The 12,780-nt window shown below is 74.7% G+C and carries 11 protein-coding genes; 6 read left to right on the forward strand and 5 right to left on the reverse strand.

Going from position 1 to position 12,780, the window contains the following annotated elements; all coding sequences use genetic code 11:
- Window positions 1-150: 150 nt before the first annotated feature.
- A complete protein-coding gene (gene purB, locus EDD28_RS06785; protein ID WP_123738914.1) occupies window positions 151-1,593 on the reverse strand; it encodes an adenylosuccinate lyase in 1,443 nt (480 codons plus the stop codon).
- Window positions 1,594-1,775: 182 nt separating this feature from the next.
- On the opposite strand from purB, the gene EDD28_RS06790 reads away from it, so the two are divergent.
- Both EDD28_RS06790 and EDD28_RS06795 read left to right on the forward strand, forming a co-directional pair.
- Complete coding sequence (locus tag EDD28_RS06790; protein ID WP_148059565.1) at window positions 1,776-2,159, forward strand: hypothetical protein; 384 nt, start codon at window positions 1,776-1,778, stop codon at window positions 2,157-2,159.
- A complete protein-coding gene (locus tag EDD28_RS06795; RefSeq protein ID WP_123738916.1) occupies window positions 2,159-3,520 on the forward strand; it encodes a hypothetical protein in 1,362 nt (453 codons plus the stop codon). The genes EDD28_RS06790 and EDD28_RS06795 overlap by 1 nt, the downstream gene beginning before the upstream one ends.
- 18 nt (window positions 3,521-3,538) lie before the next feature.
- On the opposite strand, the gene EDD28_RS06800 is transcribed toward EDD28_RS06795, so the two are convergent.
- Complete coding sequence (locus EDD28_RS06800; RefSeq protein ID WP_123738917.1) at window positions 3,539-3,940, reverse strand: phage holin family protein; 402 nt, start codon at window positions 3,938-3,940, stop codon at window positions 3,539-3,541.
- A gap of 347 nt (window positions 3,941-4,287) precedes the next feature.
- Entirely contained in the window at window positions 4,288-5,529 is a 1,242-nt protein-coding gene (locus EDD28_RS06805) for an aminotransferase class I/II-fold pyridoxal phosphate-dependent enzyme (RefSeq protein WP_170169376.1), read from the reverse strand.
- A 224-nt stretch (window positions 5,530-5,753) separates the two neighbouring features.
- Here EDD28_RS06805 and EDD28_RS06810 point away from each other — a divergent pair, with 224 nt between their 5' ends.
- From EDD28_RS06810 to EDD28_RS06825, 4 genes are all read left to right on the forward strand, one after another.
- A complete protein-coding gene (locus EDD28_RS06810; protein ID WP_211339130.1) occupies window positions 5,754-6,971 on the forward strand; it encodes a thiamine pyrophosphate-dependent dehydrogenase E1 component subunit alpha in 1,218 nt (405 codons plus the stop codon).
- Between the two features lie 2 nt (window positions 6,972-6,973).
- Complete coding sequence (locus EDD28_RS06815) at window positions 6,974-8,056, forward strand: alpha-ketoacid dehydrogenase subunit beta (protein WP_123739980.1); 1,083 nt, start codon at window positions 6,974-6,976, stop codon at window positions 8,054-8,056.
- Between the two features lie 51 nt (window positions 8,057-8,107).
- A complete protein-coding gene (locus tag EDD28_RS06820; protein ID WP_123738919.1) occupies window positions 8,108-9,568 on the forward strand; it encodes a dihydrolipoamide acetyltransferase family protein in 1,461 nt (486 codons plus the stop codon).
- 281 nt (window positions 9,569-9,849) lie between these two features.
- On the forward strand, window positions 9,850-10,542 hold the full coding sequence (locus EDD28_RS06825) for a histidine phosphatase family protein (RefSeq protein ID WP_123738920.1): 693 nt from the start codon (window positions 9,850-9,852) through the stop codon (window positions 10,540-10,542).
- Window positions 10,543-10,710: 168 nt separating this feature from the next.
- Here EDD28_RS06825 and EDD28_RS18070 read toward each other — a convergent pair whose 3' ends face one another.
- Window positions 10,711-11,280 (reverse strand): SprT-like domain-containing protein, encoded by a 570-nt coding sequence (locus EDD28_RS18070; protein WP_123738921.1) that lies wholly within the window; start codon window positions 11,278-11,280, stop codon window positions 10,711-10,713.
- A gap of 203 nt (window positions 11,281-11,483) precedes the next feature.
- Window positions 11,484-12,731 (reverse strand): glutamyl-tRNA reductase, encoded by a 1,248-nt coding sequence (locus EDD28_RS06835; protein ID WP_123738922.1) that lies wholly within the window; start codon window positions 12,729-12,731, stop codon window positions 11,484-11,486.
- Window positions 12,732-12,780: the final 49 nt, after the last annotated feature.

A 12,780-nucleotide genomic window follows, 5' to 3' on the forward strand; every position in this document is an offset into this window, starting at 1 on the left:
CCTGACGTCCGCTCTCTGCGGATCAGCCGCCCTCGCACCGGGGCGAACCCGGCGTCGACGCAGGTCAGCGGGCCGCCGGATCCCGGACGGTCCGATGCCGCGTGGACTCTTCCGCGGAGAGCGGACGGCCGCGAACCGGACAACCCCGACTCAGTCGAGGTGGGCGACCAGGCGCTCGGCGTAGCCCGTGTAGTCGGCCGGAGTGAGCGCGAGGAGGCGAGCCTCCACGTCGTCCGGGAGCCCGAGACCCGCGATGAACTCGCGCATGCCGGCCCCGTCGACGCGGCGGCCCCTGGTCAGCTCCTTGAGCCGCTCGTACGGGTCGGCCATGCCGGTGACGCCGGCGATCCCCGCCGCGCGCATCGCCGACTGGACGGCCTCGCCGAGGACCTCCCAGTTGGCGTCGAGGTCGCGCGCCATCGCGGCGGGGTCGACGCCGAGGCCGGCGAGGCCGCGCGTCACGTTGGCGATCGCGAGCAGCGAGTGCCCGAGCGCGATGCCGATCGTGCGCTGCGTCGAGGAGTCGGTGAGGTCGCGCTGCAGGCGCGAGGTGACGAGCGTGCTCGACAGGTTGCCGAGGAGCGCGCTGGAGATCTCGAGGTTGGCCTCGCCGTTCTCGAACCGGATCGGGTTGACCTTGTGCGGCATCGTCGAGGATCCGGTCGAGCCCTGCGCGCTCAGGTTCTGCACGAAGTAGCCGAGCGAGATGTAGGTCCAGACGTCGGTCGCGACGTTGTGCAGGATGCGGTTGAAGCGGGCGATGTCGTCGTAGAGCTCGCTCTGCCAGTCGTGACTCTCGATCTGCGTCGTGAGCGGGTTCCAGGTGAGGCCGAGGCCGGTGACGAACCCGCGCGCGACGTCCTCCCAGTCGGTGCCGGGGACGGAGACGGAGTGCGCCCCGTACGTGCCCGTCGCGCCGTTGATCTTGCCGAGTGTCTCGTCGCCCTCGATCCGCGCGAGCTGGCGACGCAGGCGGTGGACGACGACGGCGAGCTCCTTGCCGAGCGTCACCGGCGTCGCGGGCTGGCCGTGCGTGCGGGCCAGCATCGGCATGGCCGCCTGCGCGCGGGCGAGGTCGGCGACGGCGTCGACGAGGACACGCGCCGCGGGCAGCCAGACGTCGTGGACGGCGGATCGGACGGTGAGCGCGTAAGACAGGTTGTTGATGTCCTCGCTCGTGCAGAAGATGTGCGCCAGCTCGCTCGCCGCGGGCAGGGCGGTGTCGGAGCCCAGCACCTCGGGCGCGTGGTCCATGCGGCGCTTGAGGAAGTACTCGACGGCCTTGACGTCGTGTCGCGTCTCCGCCTCGATCGCCGCCAGCTCGGCGATCTCCGCAGGCCCGAAGGTGGCGACGACGTCGCGGAGGTAGGCCTTCTCCGCATCGGTCAGGACCGGGGCGCCGGGGATCGCGCCCTGCTCGGTCAGGTGGATGATCCACTCGACCTCGACCGCGAGGCGGGCGCGGTTGAGCGCCGCCTCGGAGAGGTGGTCGACGAGCGGTGCGACGTCGGCGCGGTAGCGCCCGTCGAGCGGGCCGAGAGCGATCGCGGGGTCGGCGGCAAGGCTCACCCAGGGCGTCGTGTCGAGGGGCATGGGCTCATTCTTCCACTCGCCGGCCGAGCGCCGAGGCGGTGGCCGGAGGGTGGGCGTGCGACGACGGCGATCCGGGCCGATCGAGGGGTCGGCGCTGTCCACAGAGCCGTGAGACGCGGCTGTTCCGGGGCCGTCTCCAGGGGCCGAGCGGACGGCGCGGTCCTCGTCCTAGCGTCGCCGACATGCCCACCAGCTCGCCCTTCTCTCCCGGTCCGTCGTCGGGGCTCGGTCCGCCGCCGGCCCCGACCGGCTCGTCGTCTGTGTTCCCGCTCCCGTGGTGCGACGCGGGCGGGACCGACGCGGTCTCGCGCTCGCTCTCCGCCGCCGCCGACGCGTCTCGACGAGCCCGCGAGCACCTCTGCGACGCCGAGCCGGAGCTGTGGCGGGGGAAGGCGTCGGGTCAGTTCCTCGATGCGCGTGACCTCGACCTCGCGCGCCTCGACCGGGTCGCCCGGGCGATCGACGACGCCACGGCGGCCGCCGCGGCGCACCGGGCGGCTCGACGCGAGCTGGCCGGCGCCCTGGCGGCCGGCGGCTCGAGCGGGACCGCGGGCTGGTGGGGGTGATGGGCGGGACGTGGGTCATGGTCGACGGGGCGGAGATCGAGGCGCTGGCCGGCGACGTCTCGTCCTGCGCCGATGACCTGGACGAGTCGTGCCGCCAGCTGCGGGTGGCGCGGTGGCAGGTCGACCTGCTCGGCTCCGGCCCCGAGGGGGCGCTGGGCACGCTGCCCGGCGTCGTCTCCGCCGTGGCGGAGGCGCTGACGGCCGCGGAGGGCGCCCGGCGCGCGATCCGGGGCCGAGCCGACGCCGTGCACGCGGCCCTGCGGGAGTACGACGGTGCGGACAGCCTGGTGGCGGTCGATCGTGCGCTCGATCTCGTCCCGGCACTCGGCCCGCCGCTGGCCCCGCTGGCGCTTCCGATCGTCGGGCTCGGTGGGATCGCCGCCGACACCGCGTCGGCTGGCGGGCTGCGGATGCGCGGCGCCTGGGTCACCACCATCGTCCGGTGGAGCGGGATCGGCACGCTCGGCCGGCTGGTCGCCGGGGTGGGCTGGGGCCCCGACCCGGTCGGCGGGATGTCGACGTGGCTCAGGGCGGCCGGCCTGGTGCTGCCCGGTGTCGTCGGACCGGTCTGGGGCGGTCTCGTCCCGGGCATGCTGCAGCGCCTCGACGCCCGGATCGAGGTCGACCCGCCGACCCCCGGCTCGTCGACGGCCGCCGCCGGCATCGGCGACCTCGCGAGCCGGATCGGTGTCGCGTACGACGAGGCCCCCGACGGGGCCGGAGCGGTCGACGTCCAGCGGATCGAGCATGCCGATGGCCGGGTGAGCTGGACGGTGTCGGTGCCGGGGACGCAGGGGTTCGGCGCCTCGTACGGGGCGAGCGACGTGCCGATGGCCGGAGACGTCAACGTCGCCGCCTACCTCGGGATGCAGGGACCGCCGGACGCGCTCGTGCTCGCGGCGATGGAGCAGGCGGGGATCGGCCCGGACGAGCCCGTCGTGCTCGCGGGACACTCGCTCGCCGGGATGGTGGTGATGCACCTGGCGACGTCGCCGGCCGTGACGGAGCGCTACACCGTTGCGGCCGTCGTCACCTTCGGCTCGCCGGTCGGCCACCTCCCGCCCGCGTCCGCCCCCACCCTGCACGTGCGGCACGCGGAGGACGGCACGCCGTCGCTCAGCGGAGTCTCCGGCTCGCGGCACGGCGGGTCGGCGCCGGGCGAGGTGGTCGTGGTCAAGGAGCTGGGCGGCGACCCGGTCATGGGGGTCGCGCACGCCATCGGGGGTTACGAGGAGACCGCGCGGGAGCTCGAGGCGGACCGGCCGCTCGGCCTCACGGCGTGGGAGGACGCGACGAAGGACCTGTTCGCGGGCGAGGGCGACACCGTGACGTCGACCCTCCACGTGGGACGGGTGGGCTGAGCCGTGCTGGCGCGGAGGTCAGCGGCGCGAGTCGCCCCGCCCCGGCCGGGGAAGGAAGATCGTCACGATGCTCGTCGTGATGGCGATGACCAGACCACCGAGCACGGCTGCCGGCCAGAAGCCGTCGACCGTGATGCCCCAGGAGAAGTGGCTCGTGAGCCACGAGCAGAGCAGGAGCATGAGGGCGTTCACGACGATCCCGAACAGGCCGAGCGTGAGGATGTAGAGGACGAACGTGAGCGCCTGGACCAGCGGCTTCACGAACATCTGGACGATGGCGAGGACGAGGCCGACCACGAGGTAGACGAGCACCTGCTGCCACCAGGTCTCGGCCTCGGTGACGGCGATGCCGCGGATCATCGAGTCCGCGACCCACACCCCGACGGCGGTGGCGACGGTGCGCCAGAAGAGCTCCTTCATCCCACCATCGTGACACGACGCTCCGCCGGGCCTCGGGATCCGCCATGCCTCCCGGTCCCGGGAGCGCGACGGCGGTCGGGCCGGCCGGTGCTGGTGACGGCGTCTGTGACGGCTCCCGTAACGGTGCGGGCACCCTCGGCGGTCGGGATCGCAGGCTCGCCGGCGCCGCGCCGGGAGGGTGTCGGGATCGTTGCGGCGGATCGTCCGGGGTGGTGGCTCGCGAGTGCCGGGTGCGGTGGGTGCGAGGGCCGTCGTGCCCGACGACCTCGGCGGCCGTTTGCGCCACTCCCCGGTCCGGTCGGGCGCGTCGGGATCGTCGCACCGCGCCGCTTGGTCTACTGCTCGGACTACTGCGTGGCGAGGAACTCCGCCGCGACGGCGATCACGGCGTCGTTGGCCTCGGGGTCGCCGATCGACACGCGCACGCCGTCGCCGGCGAAGGGCCGCACGATGAGCCCAGCCCGCGAGAACGCCTCGGCGAGCAGTCCGGTGCGCTCGCCGACCGGGAACCAGACGAAGTTGCCCTGCGCCTCCGGGATGTCCCAGCCCGCCGCCCGGAGCGCGAGCACCATCCGCTCGCGCTCCTCGACGAGCTCCTGGACCCGGGCGAACAGCTCGGTCTCGGCCCGCAGGGACTCGACGGCCGCCACCTGGGCGAGCGCGTTGACCCCGAACGGCGTGCCCGCCGCGCGGAGGCCCTTCGCGATCCGCGGTCTCGCGAGCGCGTACCCGACCCGCAGCCCCGCGAGGCCGTACGCCTTGGAGAACGTCCGCAGCACCACGACGCGCGGGTCCGCGCGCAGCAGGGCCAGGGCGTCGAGTGGGCGGGTCGCGTCGTCGTGCGTGCCGTTGTCGACGCCCTCCGCGCGGTCGCCGGCCGCGTTCCCGTGGTCGTCCTCGTTGGCGTCGGCCTCCGCTCGGTCGCCGCCGGCCCGTGCCAGGCCCGCCTCGTCCTCTCCGCGGGCCTCGTCCGCGCCGTCCTCGTCCGCGCTCTTCCGCTCGGGGCCGCGGACGAACTCGACGTAGGCCTCGTCGAGCAGCACGAGCACGCCCTCCGGAAGCGCGTCGAGCAGGTCGCGGACCTCGCCGTGGGTGGCGGCGGTCCCGGTCGGGTTGTTCGGCGAGCAGACGATGACGGCCTTCGTCCGCTCGGTCACGGCCGCGGCCATCGCGGGAAGGTCGTGCCGGGCGTCGGCGGTCAGCGGCACGGGAACGGAGATCCCGCCCGCGACCGCCACCGCGATCGGGTACGCCTCGAACGAGCGCCAGGCGTAGACGACCTCGTCGCCGGGCTCGAGCAGCGCGTGGAGGAGCGTCTCGAGCACGGCGACCGACCCGTTGCCGACGACGACGTGGTCCGGCTCCAGCGCGAACCGCGTCGCGAGCTCCCCCACGAGCCGGCTCGCGGCGAGGTCGGGGTAGCGGTTGAGATCGGCTGCGGCGTCCGAGACGGCGGCGACGACGCCGGGCAGGGGAGGGAACGGGTTCTCGTTGGAGGAGAGCTTCTCCACCATCGCGCCGTCGGGCCGGGCGCCCGGGACGTAGGCGGGCAGCTGGGCGATCGACTCACGGAGGCGGACCTTGGCCATGGGGACCAGCATGCCCGAGCGCGTCCCGGCCGTTCCAGCGCGTCCACCCTGGAGCGACGGGCACGAGCGCGGGCGACGGGGAACGACCGACGACCGGTCGTGCGGACCCGCTTCCATTCCTACGCGACCGTAGGCTACGATGCCGTAAGTTACGCTTCCGTAGGTTAGCGTGACGCCCGACGTCCCACCGCCAGATCTTTGGAGTGACCTTGACCGCAGAGGCCATGTCCGACGTCCCCCTCGACCACCGCGCGCCGCAGGCCGACCAGCCCGGGACGGCGCCGACCGGTCCCACGCACCCCGACCCCTGCGACGTCGCGGGAACGGTGCGGTTCCTCGCCCCCGACGGGACGCGCCTCGACCAGGCGCAGCTCGACGCGCGCGAGGTGCCGGAGAGCATGCGAGCCGTCGTCGACGGCCTCTCCACCCCCGAGCTGCGCGAGCTGTACCGCGAGATGGTGCTCACCCGCGCCCTGGACGGCGAGGCCACGAGCCTGCAGCGTCAGGGAGAGCTCGCGCTGTGGCCCGAGTGCCGCGGCCAGGAGGGCGCCCAGATCGGGTCCGCCCACGCGCTGCGGCCTCGGGACCACGTCTTCCCGTCCTACCGGGAGCACGGCGTTGCGCTCTCCCGCGGCGTCGGACCGGGCGAGCTGCTCCACCTGTTCCGCGCCATCGACCACGGCGGCTGGGACCCCACCGCCTACGGCTTCCACCTCTACACGCTCGTCATCGGCTCGCACGCCCTGCACGCCACCGGCTACGCCATGGGCATCCAGCGGGACGGCGACGTCGGCACGGGCGACCCCGAGCGCGACCGCGCCGTCGTCGTCTACTTCGGCGACGGCGCCACGGCGCAGGGCGACGTCAACGAGGCCCTCGTCTTCGCGGCGACCACCAGCGCGCCCGTCGTCTTCTTCATCCAGAACAACCACTGGGCCATCTCGGCACCGACCGCCGTCCAGACCACGGTCCCGCTCGTCGAGCGCGCGTCCGGCTTCGGCATCCCCGGCATCCGCGTCGACGGCAACGACGTCCTCGCCTCCCGCGCCGCGACCGAGGTCGCGCTCGAGCGCGCCCGCTCCGGCCGGGGTCCGGTCCTCATCGAGGCCGTGACCTACCGGATGGGCGCGCACACGACGTCGGACGACCCGACCCGCTACCGGGAGCGCGCGGAGGAGGATGCCTGGCGCGGGCGTGACCCGATCAACCGCCTCGCCACGCTGCTGCTGGCCGAGGGCCACGCGGACGAGTCCTACTTCGCCGAGGTCGGCGAGGAGGCCACGCACCTCACCGCCGAGCTGCGCGCGTACTGCCGCTCGCTCACGCCGCCGCCGGTCGAGTCCATGTTCGAGCACGTCTACGCGACTCCGCACCCGGACGTCGAGGCCGACCGCGCCTGGTACGCCGAGTACGCCGCGTCGTTCGTGACGGAGGGGGAGTGACGATGTCGACGCAGCTCCAGACCACCACGCCCGCGCCCGCGGGGGCCGACGTCGCCCCCGCCGGTGACGCGGGGCAGCGACGCGCCACCCGCATCCCGCTGGCCAAGGCGCTCAACGAGGGGCTGCGCCGCTCGCTCGCCACGGACCCGAGCGTCATGCTCATGGGGGAGGACATCGGCCAGCTCGGCGGCGTCTTCCGGATCACGGACGGTCTGCAGGCGGAGTTCGGCCCGCAGCGCGTCGTCGACTCCCCGCTGGCGGAGTCCGGGATCGTCGGCACGGCGATCGGGCTCGCGCTCGCGGGCTACCGCCCCGTCCTGGAGATCCAGTTCGACGGGTTCGTGTTCCCCGCCTTCGACCAGATCACGACGCAGCTCGCCAAGATGCACTACCGCTCGCGCGGCCGCCTCGAGCTCCCGATCGTCATCCGGATCCCCTACGGCGGCCACATCGGCGCGATCGAGCACCACAGCGAGTCGCCCGAGGCGTACTTCGCGCACACGGCCGGTCTGCGCGTCGTCACCCCCGCGAACCCGCACGACGCCTACACGATGATCCAGCAGGCCATCGCGTCGCCTGACCCGGTCGTCTTCCTCGAGCCCAAGGGCCACTACTGGGACAAGGCCGAGGTCGACCTGACCGACGAGGGCGCGCCCGACGTCGGCCCCGACGGCTGGGCCTCGCTCCACCGCGCCCGCACCGTCCGCGCCGGCGAGGACCTCACCATCGCGGCGTACGGCCCGACCGTGCCGCTCGCCCTCGCCGCCGCGAAGGTGGCGGCCGAGGAGGGGCGTGACGTCGAGGTCATCGACCTGCGCTCCATCGCGCCGCTCGACACCGAGACGGTCGTGGAGTCGGTCGAGCGCACCGGCCGCCTCGTCGTCGTGCACGAGGCGCCGACGCAGCACGGGATCGGCGCGGAGCTCGCCTCGCGCGTCACCGAGCGGTGCTTCCACAGTCTCGAGTCGCCGGTGCTGCGGGTGGGCGGGTTCTTCACGCCGTTCCCGCCGTCGTCGATCGAGAAGGAGTACCTCCCCTCGCTCGACCGCGTGCTCGACGCCGTCGACCGCGCGTTCAGCTACTGACGTCGACCGACGTCGCCGTACTCCCTGATCCCCCGAGACCCGAGGACCATCGTGCCCAAGCTCCAGCGCTTCGCCCTTCCCGACGTCGGGGAGGGCCTGACCGAGGCCGACATCGTCGCGTGGCGCGTCGCGCCCGGTGACACCGTCGCGGTCAACCAGGTGATCGTCGAGATCGAGACGGCGAAGTCGCTCGTCGAGCTGCCCTGCCCGTGGGACGGCGTCGTCGTCGAGCTCCTCGTCGGCGAGGGGACGACGGTCGACGTCGGCGCCCCGATCGTCGTCGTCGACGTCGACCCGCAGGGCGAGCCGGACGACGGGGGCGACGCGACCGACGCCGACGCCAACGCCACCGGCGCCGACGCGGCGGAGGCCGCCGGCGAGACGGAGGCCTCGGGCGACGTGCTCGTCGGCTACGGCACGGGACACGCCCCCACCGCCCGCCGGGCGCGCCGCGGCGGACCGGCGCCGGAGACGGCCCCGGCCGCCCCGGCGGCTCCGGCCCCGGTGCGCGCCCCGCAGGCACCCGCGCCCGCCCCGGTGCCCGAGCCCGAGCCGGTCGCGGTGCCGACGCAGCTCGCGCTGGTCTCCACGCCGTCGGCCTCCGGCGGCAACATCCTGGCCAAGCCCCCGGTGCGCAAGCTCGCCAAGGACCTCGGGATCGACCTGGAGACGGTGACACCGTCGGGTCCGGGCGGCATCATCACGCGCGACGACGTCATCGCGCGCGCCCGCTCCGGTGAGCCGCGCACGCTCGCCACCTACCCGGGCGACGACTCGCCGTGGCTCGCCGACGGCGTCGTCTCGGCCGACGGGCGGCAGACCCGCGTCCCGGTGAGGTCGGTGCGCCGGCGCACGGCCGAGGCCATGGTGGCCTCGGCGTTCACGGCGCCGCACGTCACGGTGTTCCACACGGTCGACGTCTCGCGCACCATGCGCCTCGTCGAGGCGCTGCGCTCCGACCGCGAGTTCGAGGGCGTCCGCATCACGCCGCTGCTCATCGCCGCGAAGGCGCTGCTGCTGGCGATCCGGCGACACCCCGAGATCAGCGCCGCCTGGGACGAGGAGCGCCAGGAGATCGTCTACAAGCACTACATCAACCTCGGGATCGCCGCCGCGACGCCGCGGGGCCTCGTGGTGCCGAACATCAAGAACGCCCACCGGCTCGGGTTGCGCGAGCTGGCGACGGAGCTCAGCGCGCTCACCCGGACGGCCCGGGACGGGCGGACGCGGCCGTCCGACATGACCGACGGCACCGTCACCATCACCAACGTCGGGGTGTTCGGCATCGACACCGGCACGCCGATCCTCAACCCCGGTGAGTCCGCGATCCTCGCGTTCGGCGCGATCACACGACAGCCGTGGGTGCACAAGGGCAAGGTCAAGCCCCGCTGGGTGACGCAGCTCGCGCTCTCGTTCGACCACCGGCTCGTGGACGGCGAGCTCGGCGCGCGCGTGCTGTCCGACGTGGCGCAGGTGCTCGAGGACCCGGCCCGCGGCCTGATCTGGGGCTGACCCGGCCCCTGGGCCGACCCGGCCGCGAAGCGATCCGACGCTGCCCGGGTGACCCGAACGGCTCCGGTCGCGCCGACCACACCGTCGCCGCGACCGGAGCCGTTGTCGTCGGCGGACGGTCGGACGGGGATCGGACCGGTCCCGCCCGGACGTGCCGGACGCACCACCGGGGTCGAGCGAGCCGACCGAGCCGGCCGGACGGGCGGTGGGACCGGACGGCCGCGCGGAGCGGTCCTCGACCGGGACGACGGTGAGGCCGTCCGGTGGGGGAGACTGGGGCGATGCGTCTCTACCTCGTCCGGCACGGACAGACCCACTCGAACGTCGGCTCGCTGCTCGACACGGCCGTTCCGGGTGCCGAGCTGACGGACCTCGGACGCCTCCAGGCGCGGGCGCTCGTCCCGGCGCTGGGGTCGAGCGGCATCGAGGCGATCCACGTGTCGACCCTGCGCCGCACGCACGCGACCGCCGCGCCCCTGGTCTCGGCGCTCGGCCTCACGCCCGAGGTCCAGGACGGCCTGCGCGAGATCTCCGCCGGGAGCATGGAGATGCAGGGCGACGAGGTGTCGGTCCTGCGCTACCTGGAGGTGGCGGGGGCCTGGCTCGACGGCGAGCTGGGCGTCCGGATGCCCGGCGGGGAGTCGGGCGAGGAGGTGTTCGAGCGGTTCGACGCCGCCGTCGAGCGCCTCGCCGGCACGGGTGTCGAGACGGCCGCCGCCGTGAGCCACGGCGCGATCATCCGCGTGTGGGCCGGCGTCCGCAGCGTCGGCATCCTGGACGGGATGGCCGCGCGACGCCCGCTCCCGAACACCGGCGGCGTCCTGCTGGAGGGCGAGCCGGGCGACTGGCGCCTCGTCTCGTGGCACGACGAGCCCTTCGGCGTTGCGCACCTCGACGCCGTGGCCCCCGAGGCGGTCGAGGAGACCGTCGAGGACGACGAGAGCCCCGCGGCCGAGCCCTTCCCGGAGGACTAGCCCGGGGGCGCCGCGGGTGACTCACCGACCCGCTGTCCGCGGCTCCGCGCCCGGCGACCCCGCGTGCCCGACCGGGACCGAGGCGCGCCATCCGATCCCGCGCGACGCCGACCCGTGGTCCGCCCGCCGCCGACCCGGGCGTCGGACGCAGCCCTGGCGACCGCGGGCTCAGGCGCCGCGCTGGCCCGGGGCGTTCGACGTCGCCCGCGCCCGCATGGCCGCCTCGGCCGCGCGGTAGGCCGGCGTCATCGGCACCGGCCTGCCCTTGTACCGCCAGACGAGCATCGCGTCCATGGCGCTCGTCGCCCCGCCGCCGCCGCTCACCGCCCCCTGCCCCGCGCGAGCGCAGGTCTCGCAGAGCATGGGGCGGATCGGCCGCCGGTGGCGCGCGACCCGGTGACCGGCGCGGCACGTCCCGACCCAGTCCTGGACCGGCAGCGCGTCCGTGCGCAGCACGCGGTCGCCCGACGCCCCGATGCGCTGCGCCGTCGTGCGCCAGGCCTCGTCGTGGCCGTGCGCCGGCCCCACGAGCGCGTGCGCGATCTCGTGCAGGATCGTGTCCCGCACCTCGGGGTACTCCTGGAGCCGCATGAGCGGTGCCGAGAGCGAGATCTCGTGGGTCGAGAAGCTGCACCGACCGGCCCGGGTCTTCGCGCGGTCGAACGTCACGCGCCACCCGCCGAGGCCGTGCCGCGCGAGCAGCTCGACCGCCATCCTGCGAACCTCGAACAGCTCCATCCGTCTCACCTCCGACCGAACCACCCCGGTGGTGGTACCTGTGTTCGAGGCTACGGGCGGGGTCTGACATCTATCGCGGTCGTTCGACGAGGTCGTTCGCGGCCCCGCCCGACGCGTCCCGGCCTAGCCCGGCCCAGCCCGGCCGCGTCGGAGATGCGCCGCGAGAGCTGCGCGCCCCGGGCCGTCGCCGAGGGCTCGGCGCCTCAGGCGTCGGCGACCTCGACGCCGAGCACCGACCGCAGCCCGGCGACGAACGTCTCCAGCCCGCCCGTGGCCGCGGCCTCTCGGGCGCGGATCGACGGCTCGTGCAGCAGCACCCCGGCCAGGTGCCGCAGCGCCGCCTCGGTGCGGGCCGCCTCGTCGTCGTCGCGCGCGCGTGAGCGGGCCCGCGTGATCTCGTCCTCGAGCACGTCGCCGACGTGCCGGCGCAGCGCGGCGACCGCCGGCCCGGCGTCGGCGGCGGCCGAGTAGCGCGTGACGGCCTCGCCCACCAGCGACTCGGCGACGACGTCGCGTCCGAGTCCCGGCAGGTCGGCGTGCCGGCCGATCGTCGCGAGGTCGAGGACCGTGACGGCGGGGAGGCGGCCGAGGGCGGGGTCGACGGTTCGCGGCAGGCCGAGGTCGACGACGAGGAGCTGGCGGGTCCGGCCGGCGGCGTCGACGTCTCCGGTGCCGAGCGCGTGCCGCGACGTGCACGAGACGACGACGTCGCTCGCGTCCACGGCGCCCCGGAGCGCGCCGGCGTCCGCCGCCACGGCCCTCAGCCCGTGCCGCGCCGCGAACGCGTCCGCGCGGCCGGACGGGGAGTAGACGGTGACGTCGCGCACTCCCCGCGCCGCGAGGGCGCGCACCGCCGTCCGGGCGTGCGCGCCCGTCCCGACGAGCAGCACCCGGGAGCTCGCGAGGTCGGCGACGCGGGTCGAGATCAGCTCGAGCGCGAGATGGGCGACGGAGGTCTGGGAGCCGTCCCACCCCGCCGTGCGGCGGACCTGGCGGGAGGTCGATGCGGCTCGCTGGAAGAGCTGGTCGAGGTCGGCGGTCGAGGTGCCGGCCGATCGAGCCGCCGCGACAGCCCGCTGCACCTGGCCGGCGATCTCGTCCTCGCCCACGACGAGCGAGTCGAGGCCGGCGGAGACGGCGAACAGGTGCTGCGCGACCGCCGGGCCGACGTGGTGGCCCACCCGCGTCGTGAGGTCGGCCGCGCTCATGCCGAGGCGTCGGGCGAGGGCCTCGACCAGCTCGCGGTCGACGTCCTCGACCCGGTCCGGATCGACGTCGAGGTAGGCCTCGAGCCGGTTGCAGGTCGAGAGGACGACGGCACCGCGCACCCCGTCCGGACGCATCGACGCGAGCGCGAGACCCGGCGCGTCGGTCCCCGCCACGGCGGCCGTCGCCTGCTCGAGCAGGTCGAAGCCAGCGGTGGTGTGGGTGAGGGAGACGGCCAGCAGCACACGACCATGCTAAGGACTCCGGCGGCGGCCCCGTGCGAAGGCAAGCCTC

It is taken from the genome of Salana multivorans (assembly GCF_003751805.1).
Lineage (GTDB): Bacteria > Actinomycetota > Actinomycetes > Actinomycetales > Beutenbergiaceae > Salana > Salana multivorans.

What these genes read in the sequence shown, in the direction of transcription:
- EDD28_RS06800 (WP_123738917.1), bottom strand. Translation starts at nt 3,940, where the DNA reads ATGAAGGAGCTCTTCTGGCGCACCGTCGCCACCGCCGTCGGGGTGTGG.
- EDD28_RS06805 (WP_170169376.1), bottom strand. Translation starts at nt 5,529, where the DNA reads ATGGCCAAGGTCCGCCTCCGTGAGTCGATCGCCCAGCTGCCCGCCTAC.
- EDD28_RS18070 (WP_123738921.1), bottom strand. Translation starts at nt 11,280, where the DNA reads ATGGAGCTGTTCGAGGTTCGCAGGATGGCGGTCGAGCTGCTCGCGCGG.
- EDD28_RS06795 (WP_123738916.1), top strand. Translation starts at nt 2,159, where the DNA reads ATGGGCGGGACGTGGGTCATGGTCGACGGGGCGGAGATCGAGGCGCTG.
- EDD28_RS06815 (WP_123739980.1), top strand. Translation starts at nt 6,974, where the DNA reads ATGTCGACGCAGCTCCAGACCACCACGCCCGCGCCCGCGGGGGCCGAC.
- EDD28_RS06790 (WP_148059565.1), top strand. Translation starts at nt 1,776, where the DNA reads ATGCCCACCAGCTCGCCCTTCTCTCCCGGTCCGTCGTCGGGGCTCGGT.
- EDD28_RS06825 (WP_123738920.1), top strand. Translation starts at nt 9,850, where the DNA reads ATGCGTCTCTACCTCGTCCGGCACGGACAGACCCACTCGAACGTCGGC.
- purB (WP_123738914.1), bottom strand. Translation starts at nt 1,593, where the DNA reads ATGCCCCTCGACACGACGCCCTGGGTGAGCCTTGCCGCCGACCCCGCG.
- EDD28_RS06810 (WP_211339130.1), top strand. Translation starts at nt 5,754, where the DNA reads ATGTCCGACGTCCCCCTCGACCACCGCGCGCCGCAGGCCGACCAGCCC.